Consider the following 25,440-nt stretch of genomic DNA (forward strand, 5'->3'; position numbering starts at 1 on the left):
CGGTGATCAGCCCTGCAGGGCCTTGTCGATCGCCTCGGTGAAGGCCTGCGGCGAGTCCGGGGTGTTGATCTTCTTGCCGTCCATCTTCAGCGTCGGGGTGCCCGTCACTCCCGACTTGTTGAAGGCCTTGGACATCTCAAGGGCCCAGCGGTCGTACGTACCGTTCTCGACGTCCTTCTTGAAGTCGGCGTTCCCCTTGAGCGCCGGGACGGTGTCCGCGACCTTCAGCAGGTAGTCGTCCTTCGCGAAGCTGTCGACCGTCTCCTCGGGGTGCAGCTCCTTCGAGTACAGGGCCGCCTTGAAGTCGAGGAAGGCCTCCGGGCTGACGTTCAGCGCCGCGCCCAGGGCGCTCAGGGCGTTCTTCGACCCGTCGCCCTTGACGGCGTTGTCGATGAAGGTCGCACCGACGTACTGGAGCTTGTACTTGCCCGCGTCCACGTCCTTGCGCATCTGCTCGCCGGCCTTCTGCTCGAAGTCCGCGCAGGCCGGGCAGCGCGAGTCCTCGTACAGCTCCAGGGTCTTCTTCGCCTCGGCCTTGCCGATGACGACGGTGGTGCCGTCCTCGCCCTCGGTGTTCTTCGGCTTGGCCAGCTCGGCCTTGGCGGCCTTGTCCCAGTAGCCGGGCTCGTTGGCCTGCACGACCAGGTAGCCGACGCCGCCGGCCAGGGCGAGGACGGCCGCGACCGCGCCCGCCACGACCACCTGGCGGCGCGTGCGGTCCCGCTTCGCCTGCTTCTCGCGCTCGGCGCGCAGCCGCTCGCGGGCCGCGGCCTTGTTCGCCTGGCTGTTGCGTGCACTCATCGTGATCTCCGTGGGTGGTGGCATGTCAGTGACATGCAAAAAGGGATGGGGACTGCCGTACGTGCGTCAGGCGCCGGAGAGCGCGCCGAGCACGGGAGGTCCCCGTCGACCCACGGAATGGGCGGGGAACCGGGTACGGGCCACCGCGCCCGAGCGGAAGGGCCGCAGCGCCCGGCGCGCCGGTCCGGCGGCCACGGCCACCTTGGCCACCGCCAGCAGCAGCGGCCGGAACGCGCAGGCGGCCACCGCCCGCAGCAGCTGGCCCAGGGCCCGCTCGCCGTACGCGAGCCAGGCCGAAGCCAGCAGCCCGACCGAGACGTGCGCGCCGAGCAGCAGCCAGGGCGCCCACGGGCCGGGCGCGGCCAGCAGCGCCGCCGGATCGGCGGCCGGGCCGCCCACCTCGGTCAGCGGCCCGCCCACGGGAGTGCCCCCGCACAGCTCGTCCAGGCCCATCGCGCGCAGCGGACCGGAGACCGGGCCGCCCGCCGGGCCGTAGCAGACGTGCTGCCCGGCGGTGAAGACGGTGTCGGCGGCCAGCTCCAGCGGCACGAGCAGTCCGGCGATCGGGCCGAAGCCCCGCTCACGGCCCGCCATCGCGTAGGCGAGCGCGAACACGGCGGCGAAGGCCCCGACCGCCAGCGGCGCCGGCAGCGGCACCCGGGACATCAGGACGTGCGAGCCCGCGGAGAGCAGCACGACGACCGCGCTGAACAGCGCGGCCCGCAGCCCCCGGAGTCCTGCCCCTGATATGTCCATCGCCGCGAGTGTGCCATGCGAGCCTGTGAAAACGGGACCTGGGGTGTCGAGCGGGGTCCGGATCCCGCCTGGTCACGACGTGAGGCGGCCGTTGCGGAAGAGGTCCACGAAGATCTGGTGGTCGGCGCGCGCCCGGGCCCCGTACGCGTGGGCGAAGTCCACCAGCAGCGCCGCGAAGCCCTCCTCGTCGGCCGCGATGGCCGCGTCGATGGCCCGCTCGGTGGAGAAGGGCACCAGCGTCTGCCCGCTCTCGGCCGCGTCGGCCGCCCCGTGCATGGTCGCCGTCGCCCGGCCCAGGTCCGCGACCACCGCGGCGATCTCCTCCGGGTCGTCCAGGTCCGACCAGTCCAGGTCCACCGCGTACGGGGAGACCTCCGCCACCAGCTGTCCCGAGCCGTCCAGCTCCGTCCAGCCCAGCCACGGGTCGGCATGCGCCTGGAGGGCCCGCTGGGAGATCACCGTGCGGTGCCCCTCGTGCCGGAAGTAGTCCCGCACCGCCCGGTCGGTGATGTGCCGGGACACGGCCGGGGTCTGGGCCTGCTTGAGGTAGATCACGACGTCGTTCTCCAGGGCGTCGCTGTGGCCCTCCAGCAGGATGTTGTAGGAGGGCAGCCCCGCCGAACCGATGCCGACGCCGCGGCGGCCCACCACGTCCTTGACCCGGTAGGAGTCCGGGCGGACCAGCGATTCGTCGGGGAGGGTCTCCAGGTACCCGTCGAAGGCGGCCAGCACCTTGTAGCGGGTGGCGGCGTCCAGCTCGATCGTGCCTCCGCCGGAGGTGAAGCGGCGCTCGTAGTCCCGGATCTCCGTCATCGAGTCCAGCAGGGAGAAGCGGGTGCGGGAACGGGCCGAGCGCAGCGCCGCCAGCAGCGGGCCCTCGGCGCTGTCCAGGGTGAAGGAGGGCACCTCGTCATGCTTGGCCCCGGCGGCCAGGAGGTGGATCCGCTCCCGGTAGGCGCCGGCGTAGATCCGCACCAGCTCGCTGATCTGCTCGTCGCTGAGCGCCTTGGTGTAGCCGATCAGGGCGATGGAGGCGGCGAAGCGCTTGAGGTCCCAGGTGAAGGGGCCGACGTAGGCTTCGTCGAAATCGTTCACGTTGAAGATCAGCCGGCCGTTGGAGTCCATGTACGTGCCGAAGTTCTCCGCGTGCAGATCGCCGTGGATCCACACCCGGCCCGTCCGCTCGTCCAGGTACGGGCCCCCGTGCCGGTCGTGCTCCAGGTCCGCGTAGAAAAGGCAGGCCGTGCCCCGGTAGAAGGCGAAGGCCGAGGCGGCCATCTTCCGGAACTTCACCTGGAAGGCGGCGGGGTCGGCGGTGAGCAGCTCGCCGAAGGCGGTGTCGAACACATCGAGTATCTGCTCGGCGCGCTGCTCGTCGGTCGTGTCGGGAACCGCCATGGCGGATGCCTCCTGGTGCACGGGGTGGTACAGGTCCTGCCCGACGGGACGCCGGTGCGGTGGTCCTGGTTCTGCAACGCCCGACCGTACCCGTGAGTGCCCGCGCCACGGGAGACGCGGAGCGACCCTTCTGTGTCGGTCCGGCGACGTAGACTTCGAGGCTGCCCCCACTCCACCCCCCGGAGGACTCACACCGTGACCAAGCCGCCGTTCACGCACCTGCACGTCCACACCCAGTACTCGCTGCTGGACGGTGCCGCGCGGCTGAAGGACATGTTCAACGCGTGCAACGAGATGGGCATGACGCACATCGCCATGTCCGACCACGGCAACCTGCACGGGGCCTACGACTTCTTCCACAGTGCGAAGAAGGCCGGCGTCACGCCGATCATCGGCATCGAGGCGTACGTCGCCCCCGAGTCCCGGCGCAACAAGCGCCGCATCCAGTGGGGCCAGCCGCACCAGAAGCGGGACGACGTCTCCGGTTCCGGCGGTTACACCCACAAGACGATCTGGGCGGCGAACTCCACCGGCCTGCACAACCTCTTCCGGCTGTCCTCCGACGCGTACGCCGAGGGCTGGCTGACCAAGTGGCCGCGCATGGACAAGGAGACCATCTCCAAGTGGTCGGAGGGCCTGATCGCCTCCACCGGCTGCCCCTCCGGCGAGCTCCAGACCCGACTGCGCCTCGGCCAGTTCGACGAGGCCCTCAAGGCCGCCTCCGAGTACCAGGACATCTTCGGCAAGGACCGGTACTTCCTGGAGCTGATGGACCACGGCATCGAGATCGAGCGCCGGGTCCGCGACGGGCTGCTGGAGATCGGCAAGAAGCTCGGCATCCCGCCGCTGGTGACGAACGACTCGCACTACACGTACGCGCACGAATCGGCCTCGCACGACGCCCTGCTGTGCATCCAGACCGGCAAGAACCTCTCCGACCCGGACCGCTTCCGCTTCGACGGCACCGGCTACTACCTCAAGTCCACGGACGAGATGTACGCCATCGACTCCTCGGACGCCTGGCAGGAGGGCTGCCGCAACACCCTCCTGGTGGCCGAGCAGATCGACACCACCGGCATGTTCGAGGCCAAGAACCTCATGCCGAAGTTCGACATCCCGGAGGAGGGCTACACCGACACCACCTGGTTCAAGGAGGAAGTGCGGCGCGGCATGGCCCGCCGCTACCCGGGCGGTGTCCCCGAGGACCGGATGAAGCAGGCCGAGTACGAGATGGACGTCATCATCCAGATGGGGTTCCCGGGCTACTTCCTCGTCGTCGCCGACTTCATCATGTGGGCCAAGAAGCAGGGCATCGCGGTGGGGCCGGGCCGCGGCTCCGCGGCCGGTTCGATCGTGTCGTACGCCATGGGCATCACCGACCTCGACCCGATCCCGCACGGCCTGATCTTCGAGCGCTTCCTGAACCCCGAGCGTGTCTCGATGCCCGACGTCGACATCGACTTCGATGAGCGCAGGCGCGTCGAGGTGATCCGGTACGTGACCGACAAGTACGGCGAGGACAAGGTCGCCATGATCGGTACGTACGGAAAGATCAAGGCGAAGAACGCCATCAAGGACTCGGCCCGTGTCCTCGGCTACCCGTACGCCATGGGCGACCGGCTCACCAAGGCGATGCCCGCCGACGTCCTCGGCAAGGGCATCGACCTCAACGGCATCACCGACCCCTCGCACCCGCGCTACAGCGAGGCCGGCGAGATCCGGGCGATGTACGAGAACGAGCCGGACGTCAAGAAGGTCATCGACACCGCCCGCGGTGTGGAGGGCCTGGTCCGCCAGATGGGCGTGCACGCCGCCGGCGTGATCATGTCCAGCGAGCCCATCGTCGACCACGCCCCGGTCTGGGTGCGGCACACGGACGGTGTGACGATCACGCAGTGGGACTACCCCCAGTGCGAGTCGCTGGGCCTGATCAAGATGGACTTCCTGGGCCTGCGGAACCTGACCATCATGGACGACGCCGTCAAGATGGTGAAGGCCAACAAGGGCATCGATCTCGATCTCCTGGGCCTCCCGCTCGACGACCCCAAGACCTTCGAACTGCTCGGCCGCGGTGACACCCTCGGCGTCTTCCAGTTCGACGGCGGCCCCATGCGCTCCCTGCTGCGCCTGATGAAGCCCGACAACTTCGAGGACATCTCCGCCGTCTCGGCCCTGTACCGGCCGGGCCCGATGGGCATGAACTCGCACACGAACTACGCCCTGCGCAAGAACAAGCAGCAGGAGATCACCCCGATCCACCCCGAGCTGGAGAAGCCGCTCGAAGAGGTGCTCGCGGTCACGTACGGCCTGATCGTCTACCAGGAGCAGGTGCAGAAGGCCGCCCAGATCATCGCCGGGTACTCGCTCGGCGAGGCCGACATCCTGCGCCGCGTGATGGGCAAGAAGAAGCCCGAGGAGCTGGCGAAGAACTTCGTCATCTTCCAGGAGGGCGCGAAGAAGAACGGCTTCAGCGACAAGGCGATCCAGGCCCTGTGGGACGTCCTGGTCCCCTTCGCCGGCTACGCCTTCAACAAGGCCCACTCGGCCGCGTACGGACTGGTCTCCTACTGGACCGCCTACCTCAAGGCGAACTTCCCGGCCGAGTACATGGCGGGCCTGCTGACCTCGGTCAAGGACGACAAGGACAAGTCCGCGATCTACCTGAACGAGTGCCGCCGCATGGGCATCAAGGTCCTGCCGCCGAACGTGAACGAGTCCGAGCCGAATTTCGCCGCCCAGGGCGACGACGTGATCCTCTTCGGCCTCACCGCGGTGCGCAACGTCGGCAGCAACGTCGTCGAGTCGATCATCAAGAGCCGGAAGGCCAAGGGGAAGTTCTCCAGCTTCCCCGACTTCCTGGACAAGGTCGAGGCCGTCGTCTGCAACAAGCGGACCGTCGAGTCCCTGATCAAGGCCGGCGCCTTCGACGAGATGGGCCACACCCGCAAGGGCCTGGTCGCCCACCACGAGCCGATGATCGACAACGTGGTCGCCGTCAAGCGCAAGGAGGCCGAGGGACAGTTCGACCTCTTCGGCGGAATGGGCGACGAGGGCGCGAGCGACGAGCCCGGCTTCGGCCTCGACGTGGAGTTCTCCGACGTCGAGTGGGAGAAGTCCTACCTGCTCGCCCAGGAGCGCGAGATGCTCGGCCTCTACGTCTCCGACCACCCGCTCTTCGGCCTGGAGCACGTGCTCTCCGACAAGACGGACGCCGGGATCTCCCAGCTCACCGGCGGCGAGCACTCCGACGGCGCCGTCGTCACCATCGGCGGCATCATCTCGGGCCTCCAGCGCAAGATGACCAAGCAGGGCAACGCCTGGGCCATCGCCACCGTCGAGGACCTGGCCGGCTCCATCGAGTGCATGTTCTTCCCGGCCACCTACCAGCTCGTCTCCACCCAGCTGGTCGAGGACACCGTCGTCTTCGTCAAGGGCCGCCTCGACAAGCGCGAGGACGTGCCCCGCCTGGTCGCCATGGAGATGATGGTCCCCGACGTGTCCAACGCCGGAACCAACGCCCCCGTCGTCCTCACCATCCCGACCGTCAAGGTCACTCCGCCGATGGTGACCCGTCTGGGCGAGATCCTGCGCCACCACCAGGGCAACAGCGAGGTCCGGATCAAGCTCCAGGGGCCGCGCACCACCACCGTGCTGCGCCTCGACAAGCACCGCGTGAAGCCGGACCCCGCCCTCTTCGGTGACCTGAAGGTGCTGCTCGGCCCGTCCTGCCTGGCCGGATAGTCCCGGCCGGACCGCACGGAAGGGGCCTGCCCGGCGATGCCGGGCAGGCCCCTTCCGTCATCCGGTGCGGCCGCGTCAGTTGTGGCCGAACTTCTTCGTCTTGCTCTTGTGCGCCAGATCCATCGGACTCGGCGCCTGGGAGGCCGATTCGGGCGAGGATTCCGTCGAGCTCCTCGACGGGTCCTGCGAGGACGAACGGGACTGCTGCTGCTTCGGCTGCTTCTGCTGCTTGTTCTTGGCCATGGTGGAGCCTCCGTGATGGGGTCTAGGGGCCAGGACCGCCTTCACACTCACACAACGCCCGAAACCGCGCATTTTGGATCATTACTGCGCGTAGCCGGTCCGCATTCCCGGGTCTCCTGAGAGATACGCCACGCCGATGATCCAGTTCCGGCCGTCAACACCCTTGCGGTCGGGCAGACTCGGGGCACTCGCCGAAAGCACAGAGGACCCCCAGGGAAGAGGGTGGAACGCGTGGACCGCTGCGTCGTCCTGGTGGACGCCGGCTATCTGCTGGGCGCCGCCGCGAGCCTTCTCGCAGGGGAGCCCTCACGCTCCCGCATCACCGTCGACCACGCCGCCCTCATCCAGGGCCTGCGCGAGCGGGCCGAGGCCGACACCGAGCAGCCCCTGCTGCGCATCTACTGGTTCGACGGCGCACCCGACCGGGTGCCGCAGCCCGAGCACCGGCGGCTGCGCGTCATGCCCCGCGTCACCGTCCGCCTGGGCGCCCTGACCCGCAGCGACGGCCGCTGGGCCCAGAAGGGCGTCGACGCCGCCATGCACGCCGAGCTCACCGAGCTCGCCCGCAACCGCGCCTGCTCCGACGTGGTCCTGGTGACCGGCGACGGCGACCTGCTGCCCGGCCTGATGTCCGCCAAGGAACACGGCGTCGCCGTCCACCTGTGGGCCGTCCAGGCCGCCGACGGGGACTACAACCAGTCCGAGGACCTCGTGGCCGAAGCCGACGAACGCCGCGTCCTCGACCGCGCCTGGATCACCCGGGCCGTCCGCGCCAAGGACCTCACCGGACTCTGCGCCCCGCCGCCCGCCCCGCGCCCCGACATCGCCGCGATCCTCTCCGCCCCGCTGCCCGAGGCGGCGCTCGCCGAGGCCGCCCGCAACGGCAGCTCCGCCGGGGAGGCCGCGAGCAGCGGGCCCTCCCTGCCCGCCCCCACGGGCTCCGCGGCCAAGACCGTACCCACGCCCAAGGACCTCGCCGGATCCCTGCGGGCGCCCGGACAGCAGGCCGGACCGCCCGCCGGGCAGAACGCCGCCCAGCCCCCGGCAGGCAGCGCCCTGCGCTGGTCCTCCGACAAGGGCTGGATCGACCGGGCCGGACCGCTCGGCGAACCCGCCGAAACCGCCTCGCTGCCCACCCTCGCCCAGCTCACCAGCGCCGAACAGCGCTGGGCCGACCGCGAGGAGGACATCACCACCGTCGGAGGAGACCCGTTCGAGGTGGGACAGGTGTTCGCCCGGCGCTGGATGGAACGGCTCCCCGAGACCGTGCACCTGCAGAAACTGGCCACGATGTACCCGCGGATCCCGCACCGCATCGACGGCGAGCTGCTGCGCTACGCCGCCCGGTTCGGGCTGCTCGCGCACAAGGACGACCAGATCGACGAGCACGACCGGTACGCCATCCGGGCCGGGTTCTGGCGCGAGATCGACGTCCGGGCGGCTGCCGAACACGTGGCGGCCGTCCCGGGCGCAGCCCCCGCCGCGGCCGCCGCCCCGGCCACCCCGGCGGCCGAGTAGGGCCGGGAACCCCGTAGGCTGCTCCCTCGTGAGTACGGGCACAGCACACGCGGGACACCCCACGGCGGCGGCCTCGGCAGCAGCCGCCGGAGCGGCCTCCGACGTCGTCTGCGCGGTGCGTGACCTGGTCAAGACCTATCCCGCGGTACGCGGTCGGCGCGGGGCCCCCGCCCTGCCCGAGACCCGTGCGAACGACGGGATCTCCCTGGACGTCCGGCGCGGCGAGATCTTCGGCCTGCTCGGCCCCAACGGCGCCGGCAAGTCCACGCTGGTCCGCCAGCTGACCGGCCTGATGCGGCCCGACTCCGGCACGGTGACCCTCCTCGGCCACGACCTCGTACGCCACCCCGAGCGGGCGGCCCGGCTGCTCGCCTACCTGGGGCAGGAGTCCACCGCCCTGGACGAGCTCACCGTGTCCCTGGCCGCCGAGACCACCGGGCGGCTGCGCGGACTGGCCGCACGCGAGGCCCGGGCCGCCCGGGACGCCGTACTGGAGGAACTCGGGCTGACCGCGATCGCGGGACGGCCCCTGAAGAAGCTCTCCGGCGGGCAGCGGCGCCTCGCCTGCTTCGCCGCCGCGCTGGTGGGGGAGCGGCCCGTACTGGTCCTGGACGAGCCCACCACCGGCATGGACCCGGTGGCCCGGCGGGCGGTGTGGTCGGCCGTGGACCGGCGGCGCGCCCAGCACGGGGCCACCGTCCTGCTCGTCACGCACAACGTCATCGAGGCCGAGACCGTCCTCGACCGGGTCGCCGTCATCGACCAGGGCACGGTCATCGCCTGCGACACCCCGGCCGGGCTGAAGGCCCAGGTCTCCGGCGAGGTCCGGCTGGAACTGGTGTGGCGCGAGGGCGCTCCGCTGGAGGTGCCCGAGGTCGCGCGGCTGCGCGCGGACGCCGTCGAGTCCGGACGCCGCTGGGTACTGCGGCTGGCGCCGGACGAGGCCAGGGCCGCGGTGGCCGCGGTCACCGGCGGCCCGGCCTTCGCCGCCCTCGACGATTTCACCCTGGCCACCCCGAGCCTGGAGGACGTGTACCTCGCGCTCGGCGGCAAGACGAAAGGGCTGGTGAAGTCGTGAGCGACCGCTCCACGGGCGCCGTCGCACCCGACCTCGCGCAGGACCCCGTACCGGGCACCGGCGCGGACTCCGCCGCCGGCATCACCGAGGACGCGGCCCCGCACCGCGCCGGGGCCACCCAGCCCGCGCCGCTCGCGGCCCGCGCACGCTTCTTCCCCGCCCTGGCGGCGGTCTACCGGGCGCAGCTCTCCCGGGCCCGGGTCGCCCGGATCCCGCTGCTGTTCGTGGCCACCTTCCAGTCCGTCGGGATCATGATCCTGATGCGCGGGGTGGTGGACGGCGGCTCGGAGGCCCGGGCCGTGGTCGCCGGGTCCTCGGTGCTCGTCGTCGCCTTCGTCGCCCTGAACCTGCTCGCCCAGTACTTCGGGCAGCTGCGGGCCGGCGGCGGACTCGACCACTACGCCACGCTCCCGGTGCCGCCCGCCTCGGTGGTGCTGGGCGCGGCCGCCGCGTACGCCTCCTTCACCCTGCCGGGCACCCTGGTCACCGCCGTCTTCGGCTGCGTGCTGTTCGGGCTGCCCATGAGCGGGCTGTGGATCCTCGGCGCGGTGGTGCCGCTGGCCGGAGCCGCGCTGGCCGGGCTCGGGGCAGCGCTGGGGCTGCTGGCGCCCCGCCAGGAGCTGGCCACGCTCGCGGGGCAGCTCGGCATGTCGGCGGCGCTGCTGCTGGGGGTGCTGCCGCCGGAGCGGATGCCGGACGTCATCGTGTGGACGCGGGACCTGCTGCCGTCGACGTACGGGGTCGAGGCCTTCGCGCGCACCTTCGCCCCCCATCCGGACTGGGCCGCCGTCCTGCTCGACCTCGGGGTGTGCGCGGCCGTCGGCGTGCTCTCGCTGGCCGTCGCGACATGGGCGTACCGGCGGGCGGCGGTCCGCTGACGCCCCTGCCGGGAGGCCCCCCTGGTCCAAGACCTGGCACGATGTGAGGGTGACCGAAGCCGTGACCCCTCCCTCCCCTTACGACCCGCCGCCGCCCCCGCCCGAGAAGCCGGGCGCCGCGTCGGGACGCATCACCGCGCTGGACGTCCGCGACGGTGCCGCCGTGGCCCTGGCGGTCGGGGCGGCCGGTGTGCTCCTCGCCGTGCTGTGGGCCTGGCTGGCGCCGCGGGCGCAGTACGTCTCCAACGGCGAGGCCGTGTTCCTGCGCAGCAGCGAGAGCGAGGCGCGGATCGGCGCCGACGGCACGTTCTTCCTGCTTTCGGTCGCCCTGGGCCTGCTGAGCGCCGGGGCCGTCTTCCTGTGGCGCCGCAAGGGCGGCGTGCCGCTGGTGATCGGGCTCGCCGTCGGATCGCTCTTCGCCGCGCTCGTCGGCTGGCGCCTCGGGCTGTGGCTGGGGCCGTCCACCGACCTGCCGACGGCTGCGGCCCGGGCGGGCAAGGGGGTGCCCTTCGACGCGCCGCTGCAACTGCTCGCCCACGGGGTGCTGCTGACCTGGCCGATGGCCGCGGTCCTGGCCCACCTCGGCCTCACGGCCCTGTGGACCCCGCGCGACCCGGCCCCCGTACAGGAGTGGTCGGGCGTCTACCCGCCGCCCCACGTCCACGCGCCTTCGGCTGCGCCGGAGCCCCCGCGTACCTGACCCCCTCCGGGGTGGGCGGGGCCGTGGGCGGGTGCCGCGCTGCGTCCTGGGGCTCCGCCTCGCCCCTGCGTACCTGACCCTGACCCGCCGTCTCCCGGGGCTCCGCCCCAGACCCCGCGCCTCAAACGCCGGCGGGGCTGGATTTTGGCTGATGCCGTCCCTTGGCCGGGCTGGAGGCCCGGAGGGCAAATCCAGCCCCGCCGGCGTTTGAGGCGCGGGGGCGGAGCCCCCGACAGCGGCGCGGCAGATGGCTACCGGCGGGCGATCGGGGCCAGGACGGCCCCCGTCAGGGAGACCAGGTCCGCCGGGGACAGCTCGATCTCCAGGCCGCGGCGGCCGGCCGAGACGCAGATCGTGGCCTGGCCGGAGGCAGACGCGTCGAGCACCGTGCGCAGGCGCTTGCGCTGGCCCAGCGGGGAGATGCCGCCGAGGACGTACCCCGTGGTGCGCTCCGCCAGCGCCGGGTCGGCCATCGCCGCCCGTTTGCCGCCCACCGCCGAGGCCAGGGCCTTCAGGTCCAGCGAGCCCGAGACCGGGACCACCGCCACCGTCAGCACCCCGTCCACGTCGGTCACCAGGGTCTTGAAGACCTGCGTGGGGGAGACGCCCATTGCCTCGGCCGCCTCCTCGCCGTACGAGGGATGCGCCGGGTCGTGCTCGTAGGCGTGGGTGGTGAAGGGGACGCCCGTCGCCGTCAGGGCGACGATCGCCGGGGTCCCGGCCGCCTGCTTCGACTTCTTCGCCATCGCTGCGGCCCCGTCAGTTCGGGCTCGTCGGAGCACGGGTCAGGTCCACCGCGGGCAGCGACGGCAGGTGGCGGATCACCGCGGTCTCCGTCCGCAGCAGCTTCAGTTCCTCCGCGAGCCGCGTCGCCGTGTCCGGGGCCTGGAGCAGCCGCTGCTTGGCCGGGATGTCCAGCACGGCGGCCGCCGCCACCAGGTATGAGACCACCGACGGCTCGTCGGGCAGGTCCGCGCCCGTCAGGGACCGCTCCCGGGCGCCCGCGAGGCGCTTCTGGTAGGCGCGGAAGGCCCGCAGGACCCCCTCGGCCAGCGCCCCCGCGCCCTCGCCCGCGTCCTCCGGGAGCTCTTCCAGCTCCGCGGTCAGGAAGGGGCCCGAGGAGTCCACGGACAGCAGCCGCACCCGGGCCGTACCGGTGGCCAGGACCTCGAAGCTGCCGTCTTCCCGTTCCCGGATCGTCGCCGCGTCCGCGATGCAGCCCACCCGGTGGAACGCCTGGATCGGGTCCGCGCCGAAGCCCGCGGCGGGCCCCCGTTCGGGGACGGCCGTCTGGTCGGGAAGGCCCGGTGCGGTCGGGGCCACCTCCCGGCCGTCGCGGATCGCGACGACCGCGAAACGGCGCGGCTCGTCCTCGCCCGTCTTCAGCAGCTCGCGCATCATGGCGCGATAACGCTCCTCGAAGATGTTCAGCGGGAGGACGAGTCCCGGGAACAGCACCGAGTTCAGCGGGAAGAGGGGCAGACGAACCGTGGTCACGAGGCACAGGGTAATGGCCGGGAGGCGAGGGGGTGTCCCGGGGACCGGGGTCGGATCACCCCGGGCCCGGCCCTGATCCCCGGGACACCCCCACCCGTCACCCCCGCCTCAGCAGGCGCGAGGCCCCGGCCGCCACCGTCGTGGCCAGGATCCACCCCAGCAGGACGAGGGCGGCCGCGCCCCACTGCCAGCCGCCCTTCACCTGCCACTGGCCCTCCTGGCCGAGATCGATCACCGGGAGCAGCAGGTCCAGGGCGTACAGGGCGGCGTTCCACTGCCGGTGCTCGTCCGCCTTGATCGGCGGCGGGTCGAGCTGGGAGAACAGCAGGGCCCCCGCCGCCCACAGGACCGCCATCCACAGGGCGGCCCGGCCCGGGCGGTACCCGTAGACCACCGTCCAGTCCTGGACGTAGCCCCAGGCCGTGGCCGCCGGTGACAGGGTGGTCCGGCGCCGCCGCTGCTTGGCCAGCAGCACCTCGCGGGCGTCCGCGTCCTCGCCGCTGGCCCGCAGGACGGCGGCGAGGCGCTCGTACGGCTCCGGCGAGTACTCCGTGGTGGCCGCCTCGACCCACTCCAGGCGGCGCGACAGCGGGAAGTGGCCGCGGGGCGCGAGGTTCTCGTAGACGAAGCCCTCGATGGAGACCCCGCCCGGGCCGGGCCAGCTCGTGGAGGTGTCGACCAGCTTGACCACCTTGGCCCCCGACACCACCACCCGCCCGCGCTCGGGCCGCTCGCCCACGAAACGGAACTCGGGGGTCTGGATCCGGCGCAGGGAGACCTCCTGCTCGGCGGTGAGCACGAACCGCGCGCCGTAGAAGTCGATGGCGTCGCCGAAGCGGCCGTCGTCCAGCCGCAGCCCGCCCCGGCACTCGAAGCGCTGCGCCCGCTGGCCGCGCGTAGGCGTCGTCCCCAGCCCGTACGGGGGAGTGGAGGAGTTCGTGCCGGGTACGTAGTCCAGCGCGATGGAGGTCAGGTACAGGGTCCGCTCCACGGTCAGCTGCGGGGCGTTCAGCGCGTACTTCCCGTACGGGTTGCGCAGGCGGGCCCCGCGCAGGTTCATCGACACCCCGACCTTGGCCCCGCGCAGGCTCACCTCCCCGTACGTCTCCAGCAGCTCGCCCTGGAAGTCCTGCGCCACCGACATCCCGTCCGCGGCGATCGCCCGGCCCTTGGCGTCCCGCTGCACCACGGCCTGGCTGATCAGCAGGTCGGTGCCGATCTGCGCGTCGGTCAGCCGCACGCCCCGGGCCACCCGGCAGCGCGGCAGGTGCAGATCGCCCTCGGTGTGCAGGCGCGCCGCCTCCAGGCGGGGGATCGCGCAGTTCACCAGCCGCAGCGTGCCGAAGCGGGTCTCGGACAGCTGGATCTCGCTGTCGAAGCGGCAGGACTGGAGCTCCACGTACGGGTCCACCGTGCCGCCCGACAGGTCGAGCCGCCCCGTGATCCGCGTACCGCGCAGCTTCAGCGAGGCCACCCGGCCCGGTACCGGAGGCGGTCCGTGGAGCAGCAGCAGCGCCACCACCTGGGCGCGGACACTGCGCTCGGGGCCCCAGACCCGGTCGGCATGCGGATCGTCCCCGTCCGCACGGCGGACGCTCAGATCGCAGACGCCGCCCGTGCGGAAGGCGTTCCACATGCGGCGCTCGGCATCCGTGAGGTCCGCCGGTTCCTCACCGGCGCGTGCCTCGGTCATGGCGGCCCCCCTCCGCGTCACTTTCACGTATCCGAAAAAGATCTATGAGGAACGCTAACGGGGACCTGTGACATGCGGGGCATGTATCAGCCAGTGATACAGGAGAACGGCGGCGCGAAAGGGTCTGAGAGAATTGGGGGGTGATCTCTCGTATCGACCTGCGCGGTGACGCCCTCCCCGAGGGCGGCGCCCTGCGCGATCTGCTGCCCCGTGCCGAGTTCGACGTAGAAGCTGCCCTGGAGAAGGTGCGGCCCATCTGCGAGGACGTCCATCATCGTGGCACGGCGGCGCTGATCGAGTACGCGCAGAAGTTCGACGGGGTCGAGCTCTCGCAGGTCCGGGTACCCGCGGAGGCCATCAAGGCCGCCCTGGAGCAGCTGGACCCGGCCGTCCGCGCCGCCCTGGAGGAGTCGATCCGGCGCGCCCGGACCGTGCACCGCAACCAGCGCCGCACCGAGCACACCACCCAGGTGGTCCCCGGTGGCACCGTGACCGAGAAGTGGGTTCCGGTGGAGCGCGTGGGGCTGTACGCCCCGGGCGGGCGTTCCGTGTACCCGTCGTCCGTCGTCATGAACGTGGTGCCCGCTCAGGAGGCCGGAGTCGAGTCCATCGCGCTCGCCTCGCCGCCGCAGAAGGAGTTCGGCGGGCTGCCGCACCCCACGATCCTCGCCGCGTGCGCGCTGCTCGGCGTGGACGAGGTGTACGCGGCCGGCGGGGCCCAGGCCGTCGCGATGTTCGCGTACGGGACCGAGGAGTGCCTGCCCTCCAACATGGTGACCGGCCCCGGCAACATCTGGGTCGCCGCGGCCAAGCGCTACTTCACCGGCAAGATCGGCATCGACACCGAGGCCGGCCCGACCGAGATCGCCGTCCTCGCGGACTCCACCGCCGACCCCGTGCACGTGGCCGCCGACCTGATCAGCCAGGCCGAGCACGACCCGCTGGCCGCCGCCGTCCTCGTCACGGACTCCGCGGAGCTCGCGGACGCCGTCGAGAAGGAGCTGGAGCCGCAGGTCGCCGCGACCAAGCACGTCGAGGACCGGATCAAGCCGGCGCTGGCGGGCAAGCAGTCCGCGATCGTGCTGGTCGACAGCCTGGAGGACGGCCTCAAGGTCGTCGACGCGTACGGCGCCGAGCACCTGGAGATCCAGACCGCCGACGCCGCCGCCTGGGCCGCCCGCGTACGCAACGCCGGCGCGATCTTCGTCGGCCCGTGGGCCCCCGTCTCCCTCGGCGACTACTGCGCCGGGTCGAACCACGTGCTGCCCACCGGCGGCTGCGCCTGCCACTCCTCCGGCCTGTCCGTGCAGTCCTTCCTGCGCGGCATCCACATCGTCGACTACACGCGCGACGCCCTCGCCGAGGTCACCCACCACGTGGTGACGCTCGCCGAGGCCGAGGACCTGCCCGCGCACGGCGCCGCCCTCAAGGCGCGCTTCGGGTGGAAGGTGCCGACCGTATGACCAGCATCGGCATCGACGACCTCCCCATCCGGGACGAGCTGCGCGGCAAGACCCCGTACGGCGCCCCGCAGCTGGACGTGCCCGTCCAGCTGAACACGAACGAGAACCCGTACGAGCTCCCCGCGGAGCTCGTGGCGCGGATCGCCGAGCGCGTTGCGGACGCCGCCCGCACCCTCAACCGCTACCCCGACCGGGACGCGGTCGAGCTGCGCACCGAGCTGGCCGCCTACCTCACCCGTACGGGCAAGCACCCGGTCGCGCGGGAGAACGTATGGGCCGCCAACGGCTCCAACGAGGTCATCCAGCAGCTGCTGCAGACCTTCGGCGGACCCGGCCGCACCGCGATCGGCTTCGAGCCCTCCTACTCGATGCACGCGCTGATCTCGCGCGGCACCGGCACCGGCTGGATCTCCGGCCCGCGCCGGGAGGACTTCACCATCGACGTACAGGCGGCGGAGCAGGCCATCGCCGAGAACGCGCCCGACGTCGTCTTCATCACCTCCCCCAACAACCCCACGGGCACCGCGGTCGAGGCCGAGACGGTCCTCGCCCTCTACGAGGCCGCGCAGGCGGCCAAGCCCTCCCTGGTGATCGTGGACGAGGCGTACGTGGAGTTCAGCCACCGCGACTCGCTGCTGCCCCTCATCGAGGGCCGCCCGAACCTGGTGGTCTCCCGGACCATGTCCAAGGCCTTCGGCGCCGCCGGCCTGCGCCTGGGCTACCTGGCCGCGCACCCCGCCGTCGTCGACGCCGTCCAGCTGGTGCGCCTGCCGTACCACCTGTCGGCCGTCACCCAGGCGACCGCGCTCGCCGCGCTGGAGCACACCGACACCCTGCTCGGCTACGTCGAGCAGCTCAAGGCCGAGCGCGACCGCCTGGTCGTGGAACTGCGGGCCATCGGCTACGAGGTCACCGAGTCCGACGCGAACTTCATCCAGTTCGGGAAGTTCGAGGATTCGCACACCGCCTGGCAGAAGATCCTCGACCAGGGCGTCCTGGTCCGTGACAACGGCGTACCGGGCTGGCTGCGGGTCACCGCCGGCACCCCGGCCGAGAACGACGCGTTCCTGGAAGCGGTTCGCGCACTGAAGAAGGAGCAGCAGGCATGAGCCGCATCGGACGGGTCGAACGGACCACGAAGGAGACCTCGGTCGTCGTCGAGATAAACCTCGACGGCACCGGCAAGGTCGACGTCTCGACGGGCGTGGGCTTCTTCGACCACATGCTCGACCAGCTCGGCCGCCACGGCCTCTTCGACCTCACCGTCAAGACCGACGGCGACCTGCACATCGACACCCACCACACCATCGAGGACACCGCCCTCGCGCTCGGCGCCGCCTTCAAGCAGGCCCTCGGCGACAAGGTGGGCATCTACCGCTTCGGCAACTGCACCGTGCCGCTCGACGAGTCCCTCGCCCAGGTGACCGTCGACCTCTCCGGCCGCCCGTACCTGGTGCACACCGAGCCCGAGAACATGGCGCCGATGATCGGCAGCTACGACACGACGATGACCCGGCACATCTTCGAGTCGTTCGTCGCGCAGGCCCAGATCGCGCTGCACATCCACGTCCCGTACGGCCGCAACGCCCACCACATCGTGGAGTGCCAGTTCAAGGCCCTCGCCCGCGCCCTGCGGTACGCCGCAGAGTTCGACCCGCGCGCGGCCGGCATCCTTCCCTCCACGAAGGGCGCCCTCTAACCGTGACCGGGCTCAACACCATCCTCATCGTCCTCGGCCTGTTCCTGGCCGGCGGCTTCTACTCCTTCCAGAAGCAGCAGATGCCCAAGTCGGTCGTCATCCTGCTCGCCATCGGCTCCGTGATGTGCCTCGCCGCCGGAGTCCTGCGCATCCAAGGAATCTGGGATTGACCTCCCTTCCCTCCCTAGCGGGAGGGAAGTCCCACCCTCACGGGTGGGGTTTCCTGCTTCACCACGGACCGCCCCGACCGAGAGGAGGACTCCCGATGAGGTCTTACATCCGCTCCACAGGCAGCGACCGCCAGCCCGGCGGCCAGAAGATTGATCGCGGCGTTCCCGTCCCGGTCGTGGGTCGTCCCGCAGTTCTCGCACGTCCACTCGCGGACGTGCAGTGGCATCGCGCCGGCCACGGTCCCGCAGGCCGAGCACAGGCGTGTGCTGGGGAACCACCGGTCGGTGGTGACCAGCACGCGTCCGTACCAGGCCGTCTTGTACTCCAGCATGGAGCGCAGCTCACGCCAGCCCGCATCGCAGACGGCCCGGGCGAGCGTGTGATTCCTCAGCAAGTTCTTGACGGTGAGGTCCTCGATCACGAGCGTTTGGTTTTCGCGCACGAGTCGAGTCGTCAGTTTGTGCAGGTGATCCCGGCGGCGATCGGCAATGAGGGTGTGGATCCTGGCCACGCGGGTGCGGGCCTTGGCTCGGTTCTTGCTGCCCTTTTCCTTCCGGGCCAGCGCCCTTTGCGCACGCGCCAGCCGGTCGCGGTCCCTGCGCTCATGCCGGGGATTGGGGATCTTCTCGCCGGTGGAGAGGGTGACCAGTACGGTCAGTCCGGCGTCGATGCCCACCGCGTTCGTGGTGGCGGGCATCGGGGCAGGGGTGTCCTCGCACAGCAGGGACACGAACCAGCGCCCGGCACTGTCCCGGGAGACCGTCACGGTGCTCGGTGCCGCCCCGGCCGGGAGGGGGCGCGACCACACGATGTCCAATGGCTCGGCCATCTTCGCGAGCGTCAGGTGACCGTCGGCGTAGCGGAACGCACTGCGCGTGTACTCGGCCGAGGCCCGGGACTTCCGCTTCGACTTGAAGCGGGGGTACTTCGCCCGCTTTCCCCAGAACCCCGCGAACGCACTCTGAAGATGCCGCAGTGCCTGCTGCAACGGCACCGAGGAGACCTCGGCCAGGTACGCCAGCTCCTTGGTCCGCTTCCACGTCGTGAGCAGCGCCGACGTCTGTCCGTACCCCATACGCTCCTGGCGGGTCCAAGCATCCGCGCGGGCGGCCAGGGCCAGGTTGTAGACCTTCCGTACACACCCGAACGTCCGCGACAGCTCGGCTGCCTGCGCGTCGGTCGGATAGAAGCGGTACTTGAACGCCCGCTTCACCAGAGAAGAAGTTCCCACGCCCCGGACGCTAGGGGCGGTCACGATCCGAACACAAGTACAGGTCACGGCTTCACGCAGCGGCACCGCGCCTGGGCGCGGTCCCGAGCCGTGGACGCGTTCCCTACCCGGCTGAAGCCGGGAGTTTTCACGCAAGGAGGTTGGGATGAGCGCTGCTAGTCCCGCCAGACCGACAAAGAAGGTCGTGGTCTTCGACTACGGCTTCGGCAACGTCCGCTCCGCCGAGCGCGCCCTCGCGCGCGTCGGCGCGGACGTCGAGATCACCCGCGACTACGACAAGGCCATGGACGCCGACGGACTCCTCGTCCCCGGTGTCGGCGCCTTCTCCGCCTGCATGCAGGGGCTCAAGGACGCCCGCGGTGACTGGATCATCGGCCGTCGGCTCTCCGGCGGCCGCCCGGTCATGGGCATCTGCGTCGGCATGCAGATCCTCTTCGAGCGCGGCATCGAGCACGGCGTCGAGACCGAGGGCCTGGACGAGTGGCCCGGCACGGTCGGCCCGCTCAGGGCCCCGATCGTCCCCCACATGGGCTGGAACACCGTCGAGTCCCCGGCCGACAGCCAGGCCTTCGCCGGCCTGGACGCCGACGCCCGGTTCTACTTCGTGCACTCCTACGCGGCACGCGAGTGGAGCCTGGAGGTCACCAACCCGCTGATCCGCGCCCCCAAGGTCACCTGGGCCACCCACGGCGAGCGCTTCGTCGCGGCGGTGGAGAACGGGGCCCTGTGGGCCACCCAGTTCCACCCCGAGAAGTCCGGCGACGCCGGCGCCCAGCTCCTCACCAACTGGATCGAGACCCTCTGATGAGCAAGACGCTCGAGCTCCTCCCCGCGGTCGACGTCCGCGACGGACAGGCCGTCCGCCTCGTGCACGGCGTGTCCGGCAGCGAGACCTCCTACGGCTCCCCGCTGGAGGCGGCCCTCGCCTGGCAGCGCGCCGGTGCCGAATGGCTGCACCTCGTCGACCTCGACGCCGCCTTCGGCACCGGGGACAACCGCGCCCTCGTCGCCGAGATCACCGGCGCCATGGACATCAAGGTCGAGCTGTCCGGCGGCATCCGCGACGACGCCTCGCTCGCCGCGGCCCTCGCCACCGGCTGCACCCGCGTCAACCTCGGCACCGCCGCCCTGGAGACCCCCGAGTGGGCCGCCAAGGCCATCGCCGAGCACGGCGACAAGATCGCCATCGGCCTCGACGTCCGCGGCACCACCCTCAAGGGCCGCGGCTGGACCAGCGAGGGCGGCGACCTCTACGAGACCCTCGCCCGCCTGGACTCCGAGGGCTGCGCCCGGTACGTCGTCACCGACATCGGCAAGGACGGCACGCTCACCGGCCCCAACCTCGAACTGCTGCGGAACGTGTGCGCCGCCACCGACCGGCCCGTCGTCGCCTCCGGCGGCATCTCCTCCCTCGACGACCTGCGCGACCTGTCCGGGCTGGTGCCGCTGGGCGTCGAGGGCGCGATCGTCGGCAAGGCCCTGTACGCCAAGGCCTTCACCCTGGAAGAAGCCCTGAAGGCGGTCTCCGCATGAGCTCCGACGAAGTACGCCGCATCTCGTCCGGTGGCGCCTACGAGGACGTCATCGGCTACTCACGCGCCGTGCAGCTCCCGAACGGCCTCGTCCTGGTCTCCGGCTGCACCGCGGCCGACGCCAACGGCCCGTACGACCAGGCCGTCGGCGCCTTCGGCGTCGCCTTCAAGGCGCTCGCCCAGGCCGGTCTCGGTCCCGAGCACGTGGTCCGCACCCGGATGTACCTCACCCACGCCCGGGACGTGGAGGAGGTGGGCCGCGCCCACAAGGAGCTGTTCGACGCGGTCCGCCCCGCCGCATCCATGATCATCGTCTCCGGTTTCGTCGACCCCAGCATGGTCGTCGAGGTCGAGGTCGAGGCGTACGGAGGTGCGGCATGACCCTCGCCGTACGCGTGATCCCCTGCCTGGACGTGGACAACGGCCGGGTCGTCAAGGGAGTCAACTTCCAGAACCTGCGCGACGCCGGTGACCCGGTGGAGATGGCCAAGCTGTACGACGCCGAGGGCGCCGACGAGCTGACCTTCCTCGACATCACCGCGTCCTCCGGCAACCGCGAAACCACGTATGACGTGGTGCGGCGGACCGCCGAGCAGGTCTTCATCCCGCTGACCGTGGGCGGCGGCGTCCGCGCCGCGGACGACGTGGACAAGCTGCTGCGGGCCGGCGCGGACAAGGTGGGCGTGAACACGGCCGCCATCGCCCGCCCCGAGCTCATCCAGGAGATCGCGGAACGCTTCGGCCGGCAGGTCCTCGTGCTGTCCGTCGACGCGCGCCGCACGGCCACCGGCTCCTTCGAGGTCACCACGCACGGCGGCCGCCGGGGCACCGGCATCGACGCTGTCGAGTGGGCCCACCGGGCGGCCGAGCTGGGCGCCGGGGAGATCCTGCTGAACTCGATGGACGCCGACGGCACGAAGGACGGCTACGACACCGAGATGATCGCGGCCGTGCGCAAGCACGTCACGGTCCCGGTGATCGCCTCGGGCGGCGCGGGCACGCTCGCGCACTTCCCGCCGGCGATCGCGGCGGGCGCCGACGCGGTGCTGGCGGCCTCGGTGTTCCACTTCGGCGACCTGCGGATCTCCGAGGTCAAGAACGTCCTCCGGGAGGCGGGCCACCCGGTTCGCTGACGCCGGCCCGCCTGGGCATCTGACCCGGTGGCCGAGGCCGTCTGCACGGGGCTCCGCCCCGGACCCCGCGCCTCAAACGCCGGCGGGGCTGGGATTTTGCCTTGGCTCCGGGTGGGTCGGGGAGCGGTGCCCCTCCGGGGTGTCTCCTCGGCTCGCCGTGTCCCCTGCGGGGTTGCTTGGCTCGGCGTGTCGTCTGCGGCTCCGCTGCTCGGGGCTCCGCCCCGGACCCCGCGCCTCAAACGCCGGCGGGGCTGGAGCTTGCCTGGGCTCCGAAGGGCGGGTGGGGTCGGGGAGCGGGGTGTGGCCTGGGTGGGGCTCCTCCACCCAGGCTCCGTTCCTCTCCGCCGGGGCGTGTGCGGGGTGGGGGCCCGTAGGAGGGTCCCCGCAGGACGAGCGCGCAACCTGGGCTTTGCTTTCGTAGCCGGGGCTCAGTGCGCGAGCCGAGGAGACGCTCCGGAGGGACCCCGGCCCGCACACCCGCCACGAGGCCGAATCCAGCCCCGCCGGCGTTTGAGGCGCGGGGTCCGGGGCGGAGCCCCGTGCAGACGGCCTCGGCCACCGGGTCAGATACCCAGGCGGGCCGCGGTCAGCGCGGCGACGGCGTCCTTCTCCCCGTCGAGCGCCACAGCGGCAGCGTCCTGGCGGCCGAAGCAGAACAGCGTCAGCTCCCCCGGCTCGCCCGTCACCGTCACCACCGGCGACCCCTTGTGCGCCACCGCCGTCTGCCCGTCCGGCCGGCGCAGCACCAGGCCCACCGGGGAGCGGCGGCCGGTCAGGCGGGCCATCTTCTCCAGGCGGGACCACAGGGAGTCCGAGAACACCGGGTCCAGCTCGCGCGGGGACCAGTCGGGCTGGGCCCGCCGGACGTCTTCCCCGTGGACGAAGAACTCCACCGCGTTCGCGACCTCGTCGATCTGCTTGAGCGCGTACACCGACAGCTTCGGCGGCCCGGTCCGGATCAACTGGATGAGTTCCTCGTACGGCTTGGCCGTGTACTCCTCCATCGCCTTGTCCAGCCGTGCCTTCAGCACGTTCAGCAGCAGCCCGCCCGCCGCGTCCGGCCGCCGCTCCCGGACCACGACGTGCGCCGCCAGTTCCCGGCAGGTCCAGCCGTCGCACAGCGTCGGCGCCTCCGGGCCCGCCGCCTCCAACAGGTCCGCCAGCAGCAGGCGTTCACGCTTCGCATGGGTAGACATGCGCGAAAGCCTACGGCCGGAACCCGCCGCGCGCCTGCTCATCAGGCGGACAGTGATCCGTATCCGGCCTGACGGCCCGGCACAATGGCCGCATGAGTACGTCCCCCCGCCCCGGCAGTCTCGATCCCGCCATTGCCGCGCGCCTCAAGCGCTCCGCCGACGGCCTGGTACCGGCCATCGCCCAGCAGTACGACACCGGTGAGGTGCTCATGCTCGGCTGGATGGACGACGAGGCCCTGCACCGCACCCTGACCACCGGACGCTGCACGTACTGGTCGCGCAGCCGCCAGGAGTACTGGGTGAAGGGGGACACTTCCGGCCACTTCCAGCACGTGAAGTCCGTCGCGCTGGACTGCGACGCGGACACCGTGCTCGTCAAGGTCGACCAGGTCGGGGCCGCCTGCCACACCGGCGCCCGCACCTGCTTCGACGCCGATGTCCTCTTCCGCGACGCCGACTGAGTAGGGTCCCACGCACATGGATCTCGATACGTTCCGCAAGCTCGCGGTCGACCGCCGGGTCGTTCCCGTGAGCCGCAAGCTGCTGGCCGACGGCGACACCCCCGTGGGGCTCTACCGCAAGCTGGCCGGCGAACGCCCCGGCACCTTCCTGCTGGAGTCGGCCGAGAACGGCCGCTCCTGGTCCCGCTACTCCTTCATCGGGGTGCGCAGCGACTCCACCCTGACCGTCCGCGACGGCCAGGCGCACTGGATCGGCACCCCGCCCGTGGGCGTCCCCACCGACGGCGACCCGCTGGACGCGCTGCGCGCCACCGTCGAGGCCCTGCACACCCCCCGCGACCTCGCGGGGGGCATGCCCCCCTTCACCGGCGGCATGGTCGGCTACCTCGGCTACGACATCGTGCGGCGCCTGGAACGCATCGGCGAGCACACCGCCGACGACCTCGAACTGCCCGAGCTGACCATGCTCCTCACCTCCGACCTGGCGGTTCTGGACCACTGGGACGGCACGGTCCAGCTCATCGCCAACGCGATCAACCACAACGACCTGGACTCCGGGGTCGACGAGGCCTACGCGGACGCCCTCGCCCGCCTCGACGCGATGGAGGCCGACCTCGCGCGGCCCGCCCCGTACGTGCCCGCCCCGCTGCCCGCCTCCGAGCTGCCGCAGTTCTCGGCGCTCTGGGGCGGCGCGGAGTACCAGGCCGCGGTCGTGGACATCAAGGAGCGGATCCGGGCCGGCGAGGCCTTCCAGGTGGTGCCCTCGCAGCGGTTCGAGACCCCCTGCCAGGCCTCCGCGCTCGACGTCTACCGGGTGCTGCGGGCCACCAACCCGTCCCCGTACATGTACCTCTTCCGCTTCGAGAACGGCTTCGACGTCGTCGGCTCCAGCCCCGAGGCCCTGGTCAAGGTGGAGGACGGGCGGGCCATGGTCCACCCGATCGCCGGCACCCGGCACCGCGGCGCCACCCCGCAGGAGGACCACGACCTCGCCGAGGAGCTGCTGGCCGACCCCAAGGAGCGCGCCGAGCACCTGATGCTCGTCGACCTAGGCCGCAACGACCTCGGCCGGGTCTGCGAGCCGGGCTCCGTCGAGGTCGTCGACTTCATGAACATCGAGCGGTACTCGCACGTCATGCACATCGTCTCGACCGTCACCGGCCGGGTCGCCGAGGGCAAGACCGCCTTCGACGTGCTGACCGCCTGTTTCCCCGCCGGCACCCTCTCCGGCGCGCCGAAGCCCCGGGCCATGCAGATCATCGAGGAGCTGGAGCCCACCCGCCGCGGCCTGTACGGCGGCTGCGTGGGGTACCTGGACTTCGCCGGGGACTCCGACACGGCCATCGCCATCCGCACGGCGCTGCTGCGCGACGGGACGGCGTACGTGCAGGCCGGGGCGGGGGTCGTCGCCGACTCGGTGCCCGAGCTGGAGGACCAGGAGTGCCGCAACAAGGCCGCCGCCGTACTGCGCGCGGTGGGAGCGGCCAACCGCCTCCACGGCGCGTGAGGGCGTAGGGGATAGTGGGGTACGTGAGCGCCGTACCCCCGCCCCGAAACGATGGAGCCTCCGAGCCCGAGGGCCCGCAGGCTCCCGCCGCCTCCGACAGCCGCGGCAGCCGCCGCAGCGTGGCGATCGCCCTGCTGCTCGGCGCGCTCGGCGCGACCGTCGTCCTGCTCGCGTCCGGCCGGGTCTGGGCCCGGGGCACCGCCGCCGTGGGGGGCGGTGCGCTGCCGCTGACCGCGGACGGGCGGGCCGTCACCGGGCTGCCCGCCGCGCTGGCCATCGTGGGCCTCGCCGCGCTGGTGGCCGTGTTCGCCGTACGCGGCAAGGGCCGGCTGCTGGTCTCCGGGCTCCTCGCGCTGAGCGGGCTGGGCGCGGCGCTGGCCGCCGTCTTCGCCGCCGGCGACCGGCGGGCCCTGGACGCGGAAGCCGCCCGTACGACCGCGGACACCGCCGCCCAGGTGGCGGGGCTGACCCACACGGCGTGGCCGTACGTCACGGCCGCCGGCGGGGCCCTGATCCTCGCGGCCGGCCTGCTGGCCCTGTTCTTCGGGCGCGGCTGGCCCGCGATGGGGGGCCGCTACGAGCGTGACGGGAGCCCCCGCAGACGCGCGGCCGCGGCGGTGGATCCGGAACGTCCGGAAGATCTGTGGAAGGCTCTGGACCGCGGCGAGGACCCGACCCGCTGACCCCGTGCGCCGACCGGACCCCCGTGGACGGCGACCACGCCCGGTACGGGACAATGAGCAC

General features: G+C 71.8%; 25 protein-coding genes. 16 read left to right on the forward strand and 9 right to left on the reverse strand.

Features of this window, described 5'->3' with window-relative positions; all coding sequences use genetic code 11:
- Nucleotides 1-6: 6 nt before the first annotated feature.
- The 3 genes from OG447_RS15635 to OG447_RS15645 form a co-directional block, all read right to left on the reverse strand.
- Complete coding sequence (locus OG447_RS15635; protein WP_266937117.1) at nt 7-801, reverse strand: DsbA family protein; 795 nt, start codon at nt 799-801, stop codon at nt 7-9.
- 66 nt (nt 802-867) lie between these two features.
- On the reverse strand, nt 868-1,557 hold the full coding sequence (locus tag OG447_RS15640; RefSeq protein ID WP_266937118.1) for a hypothetical protein: 690 nt from the start codon (nt 1,555-1,557) through the stop codon (nt 868-870).
- A 72-nt stretch (nt 1,558-1,629) separates the two neighbouring features.
- On the reverse strand, nt 1,630-2,955 hold the full coding sequence (locus OG447_RS15645; protein WP_266937120.1) for a DUF2252 domain-containing protein: 1,326 nt from the start codon (nt 2,953-2,955) through the stop codon (nt 1,630-1,632).
- 195 nt (nt 2,956-3,150) lie between these two features.
- Between OG447_RS15645 and dnaE the strand changes: the two genes are divergently transcribed.
- Complete coding sequence (gene dnaE, locus OG447_RS15650; RefSeq protein ID WP_266937121.1) at nt 3,151-6,696, forward strand: DNA polymerase III subunit alpha; 3,546 nt, start codon at nt 3,151-3,153, stop codon at nt 6,694-6,696.
- Nucleotides 6,697-6,771: 75 nt separating this feature from the next.
- Here dnaE and OG447_RS15655 read toward each other — a convergent pair whose 3' ends face one another.
- Nucleotides 6,772-6,939: a hypothetical protein gene (locus OG447_RS15655; protein WP_266937122.1), complete on the reverse strand. Its 168-nt coding sequence runs from the start codon at nt 6,937-6,939 to the stop codon at nt 6,772-6,774.
- A 222-nt stretch (nt 6,940-7,161) separates the two neighbouring features.
- Here OG447_RS15655 and OG447_RS15660 point away from each other — a divergent pair, with 222 nt between their 5' ends.
- The 4 genes from OG447_RS15660 (at nt 7,162) to OG447_RS15675 (ending at nt 11,113) form a co-directional block, all read left to right on the forward strand.
- Nucleotides 7,162-8,457: an NYN domain-containing protein gene (locus OG447_RS15660; protein WP_266937124.1), complete on the forward strand. Its 1,296-nt coding sequence runs from the start codon at nt 7,162-7,164 to the stop codon at nt 8,455-8,457.
- Between the two features lie 115 nt (nt 8,458-8,572).
- Nucleotides 8,573-9,535: an ABC transporter ATP-binding protein gene (locus OG447_RS15665; RefSeq protein WP_266938896.1), complete on the forward strand. Its 963-nt coding sequence runs from the start codon at nt 8,573-8,575 to the stop codon at nt 9,533-9,535.
- 80 nt (nt 9,536-9,615) lie between these two features.
- A complete protein-coding gene (locus OG447_RS15670; protein WP_266938897.1) occupies nt 9,616-10,413 on the forward strand; it encodes an ABC transporter permease in 798 nt (265 codons plus the stop codon).
- Nucleotides 10,414-10,462: 49 nt separating this feature from the next.
- A complete protein-coding gene (locus tag OG447_RS15675; protein WP_266937126.1) occupies nt 10,463-11,113 on the forward strand; it encodes a hypothetical protein in 651 nt (216 codons plus the stop codon).
- A 251-nt stretch (nt 11,114-11,364) separates the two neighbouring features.
- Here OG447_RS15675 and ybaK read toward each other — a convergent pair whose 3' ends face one another.
- From ybaK to OG447_RS15690, 3 genes are all read right to left on the reverse strand, one after another.
- A complete protein-coding gene (gene ybaK, locus OG447_RS15680; RefSeq protein ID WP_266937127.1) occupies nt 11,365-11,859 on the reverse strand; it encodes a Cys-tRNA(Pro) deacylase in 495 nt (164 codons plus the stop codon).
- Nucleotides 11,860-11,872: 13 nt separating this feature from the next.
- Nucleotides 11,873-12,610: an LON peptidase substrate-binding domain-containing protein gene (locus tag OG447_RS15685; RefSeq protein ID WP_266937128.1), complete on the reverse strand. Its 738-nt coding sequence runs from the start codon at nt 12,608-12,610 to the stop codon at nt 11,873-11,875.
- Between the two features lie 97 nt (nt 12,611-12,707).
- Entirely contained in the window at nt 12,708-14,303 is a 1,596-nt protein-coding gene (locus OG447_RS15690) for an oxidoreductase (protein ID WP_266937129.1), read from the reverse strand.
- 140 nt (nt 14,304-14,443) lie between these two features.
- Here OG447_RS15690 and hisD point away from each other — a divergent pair, with 140 nt between their 5' ends.
- The 4 genes from hisD to OG447_RS15710 are packed head-to-tail and all read left to right on the forward strand — an operon-like array spanning nt 14,444 to nt 17,635.
- Nucleotides 14,444-15,766, forward strand: coding sequence for a histidinol dehydrogenase (gene hisD, locus OG447_RS15695; protein WP_266937130.1), 1,323 nt, complete (start codon nt 14,444-14,446; stop codon nt 15,764-15,766).
- Complete coding sequence (locus OG447_RS15700; protein ID WP_266937131.1) at nt 15,763-16,875, forward strand: histidinol-phosphate transaminase; 1,113 nt, start codon at nt 15,763-15,765, stop codon at nt 16,873-16,875. Before hisD ends, OG447_RS15700 begins: the two co-directional genes overlap by 4 nt.
- Nucleotides 16,872-17,465 carry an imidazoleglycerol-phosphate dehydratase HisB gene (hisB, locus tag OG447_RS15705; RefSeq protein WP_266937132.1) on the forward strand — a complete coding sequence of 198 codons (594 nt, stop codon included), beginning with the start codon at nt 16,872-16,874 and terminating at the stop codon, nt 17,463-17,465. The genes OG447_RS15700 and hisB overlap by 4 nt, the downstream gene beginning before the upstream one ends.
- A gap of 2 nt (nt 17,466-17,467) precedes the next feature.
- Nucleotides 17,468-17,635, forward strand: a complete 168-nt coding sequence (locus tag OG447_RS15710) for a hypothetical protein (protein WP_266937133.1) — start codon at nt 17,468-17,470, stop codon at nt 17,633-17,635.
- Between the two features lie 14 nt (nt 17,636-17,649).
- Here the strand turns inward: OG447_RS15710 and OG447_RS15715 are convergent, their stop codons facing one another.
- Entirely contained in the window at nt 17,650-18,867 is a 1,218-nt protein-coding gene (locus OG447_RS15715; RefSeq protein ID WP_266937134.1) for an RNA-guided endonuclease TnpB family protein, read from the reverse strand.
- A gap of 145 nt (nt 18,868-19,012) precedes the next feature.
- Between OG447_RS15715 and hisH the strand changes: the two genes are divergently transcribed.
- From hisH to hisF, 4 genes are read left to right on the forward strand one after another with little or no spacing between them, the layout of a single operon-like run.
- Entirely contained in the window at nt 19,013-19,672 is a 660-nt protein-coding gene (hisH, locus tag OG447_RS15720) for an imidazole glycerol phosphate synthase subunit HisH (RefSeq protein WP_266937135.1), read from the forward strand.
- On the forward strand, nt 19,672-20,400 hold the full coding sequence (priA, locus tag OG447_RS15725) for a bifunctional 1-(5-phosphoribosyl)-5-((5-phosphoribosylamino)methylideneamino)imidazole-4-carboxamide isomerase/phosphoribosylanthranilate isomerase PriA (protein WP_266937136.1): 729 nt from the start codon (nt 19,672-19,674) through the stop codon (nt 20,398-20,400). Before hisH ends, priA begins: the two co-directional genes overlap by 1 nt.
- Nucleotides 20,397-20,780, forward strand: a complete 384-nt coding sequence (locus OG447_RS15730) for a RidA family protein (protein WP_266937137.1) — start codon at nt 20,397-20,399, stop codon at nt 20,778-20,780. Before priA ends, OG447_RS15730 begins: the two co-directional genes overlap by 4 nt.
- Nucleotides 20,777-21,532 (forward strand): imidazole glycerol phosphate synthase subunit HisF, encoded by a 756-nt coding sequence (hisF, locus tag OG447_RS15735; RefSeq protein ID WP_266937138.1) that lies wholly within the window; start codon nt 20,777-20,779, stop codon nt 21,530-21,532. Before OG447_RS15730 ends, hisF begins: the two co-directional genes overlap by 4 nt.
- A gap of 563 nt (nt 21,533-22,095) precedes the next feature.
- Here the strand turns inward: hisF and OG447_RS15740 are convergent.
- On the reverse strand, nt 22,096-22,728 hold the full coding sequence (locus OG447_RS15740) for a TIGR03085 family metal-binding protein (protein ID WP_266937139.1): 633 nt from the start codon (nt 22,726-22,728) through the stop codon (nt 22,096-22,098).
- 92 nt (nt 22,729-22,820) lie between these two features.
- Here OG447_RS15740 and hisI point away from each other — a divergent pair, with 92 nt between their 5' ends.
- From hisI to OG447_RS15755, 3 genes are read left to right on the forward strand one after another with little or no spacing between them, the layout of a single operon-like run.
- Nucleotides 22,821-23,189, forward strand: coding sequence for a phosphoribosyl-AMP cyclohydrolase (hisI, locus tag OG447_RS15745; RefSeq protein WP_266937140.1), 369 nt, complete (start codon nt 22,821-22,823; stop codon nt 23,187-23,189).
- Nucleotides 23,190-23,205: 16 nt separating this feature from the next.
- Nucleotides 23,206-24,696, forward strand: a complete 1,491-nt coding sequence (locus tag OG447_RS15750; protein ID WP_266937141.1) for an anthranilate synthase component I — start codon at nt 23,206-23,208, stop codon at nt 24,694-24,696.
- Nucleotides 24,697-24,719: 23 nt separating this feature from the next.
- On the forward strand, nt 24,720-25,379 hold the full coding sequence (locus tag OG447_RS15755; RefSeq protein WP_266937142.1) for a TIGR02234 family membrane protein: 660 nt from the start codon (nt 24,720-24,722) through the stop codon (nt 25,377-25,379).
- Nucleotides 25,380-25,440: the final 61 nt, after the last annotated feature.

Source organism: Streptomyces sp. NBC_01408 (genome assembly GCF_026340255.1).
Lineage (GTDB): Bacteria > Actinomycetota > Actinomycetes > Streptomycetales > Streptomycetaceae > Streptomyces.

What these genes read in the sequence shown, in the direction of transcription:
- OG447_RS15635 (WP_266937117.1), bottom strand. Translation starts at nt 801, where the DNA reads ATGAGTGCACGCAACAGCCAGGCGAACAAGGCCGCGGCCCGCGAGCGG.
- OG447_RS15640 (WP_266937118.1), bottom strand. Translation starts at nt 1,557, where the DNA reads ATGGACATATCAGGGGCAGGACTCCGGGGGCTGCGGGCCGCGCTGTTC.
- OG447_RS15645 (WP_266937120.1), bottom strand. Translation starts at nt 2,955, where the DNA reads ATGGCGGTTCCCGACACGACCGACGAGCAGCGCGCCGAGCAGATACTC.
- OG447_RS15655 (WP_266937122.1), bottom strand. Translation starts at nt 6,939, where the DNA reads ATGGCCAAGAACAAGCAGCAGAAGCAGCCGAAGCAGCAGCAGTCCCGT.
- ybaK (WP_266937127.1), bottom strand. Translation starts at nt 11,859, where the DNA reads ATGGCGAAGAAGTCGAAGCAGGCGGCCGGGACCCCGGCGATCGTCGCC.
- OG447_RS15690 (WP_266937129.1), bottom strand. Translation starts at nt 14,303, where the DNA reads ATGACCGAGGCACGCGCCGGTGAGGAACCGGCGGACCTCACGGATGCC.
- OG447_RS15700 (WP_266937131.1), top strand. Translation starts at nt 15,763, where the DNA reads ATGACCAGCATCGGCATCGACGACCTCCCCATCCGGGACGAGCTGCGC.
- hisB (WP_266937132.1), top strand. Translation starts at nt 16,872, where the DNA reads ATGAGCCGCATCGGACGGGTCGAACGGACCACGAAGGAGACCTCGGTC.
- hisH (WP_266937135.1), top strand. Translation starts at nt 19,013, where the DNA reads ATGAGCGCTGCTAGTCCCGCCAGACCGACAAAGAAGGTCGTGGTCTTC.
- priA (WP_266937136.1), top strand. Translation starts at nt 19,672, where the DNA reads ATGAGCAAGACGCTCGAGCTCCTCCCCGCGGTCGACGTCCGCGACGGA.
- OG447_RS15730 (WP_266937137.1), top strand. Translation starts at nt 20,397, where the DNA reads ATGAGCTCCGACGAAGTACGCCGCATCTCGTCCGGTGGCGCCTACGAG.
- hisF (WP_266937138.1), top strand. Translation starts at nt 20,777, where the DNA reads ATGACCCTCGCCGTACGCGTGATCCCCTGCCTGGACGTGGACAACGGC.
- OG447_RS15740 (WP_266937139.1), bottom strand. Translation starts at nt 22,728, where the DNA reads ATGTCTACCCATGCGAAGCGTGAACGCCTGCTGCTGGCGGACCTGTTG.
- hisI (WP_266937140.1), top strand. Translation starts at nt 22,821, where the DNA reads ATGAGTACGTCCCCCCGCCCCGGCAGTCTCGATCCCGCCATTGCCGCG.
- OG447_RS15750 (WP_266937141.1), top strand. Translation starts at nt 23,206, where the DNA reads ATGGATCTCGATACGTTCCGCAAGCTCGCGGTCGACCGCCGGGTCGTT.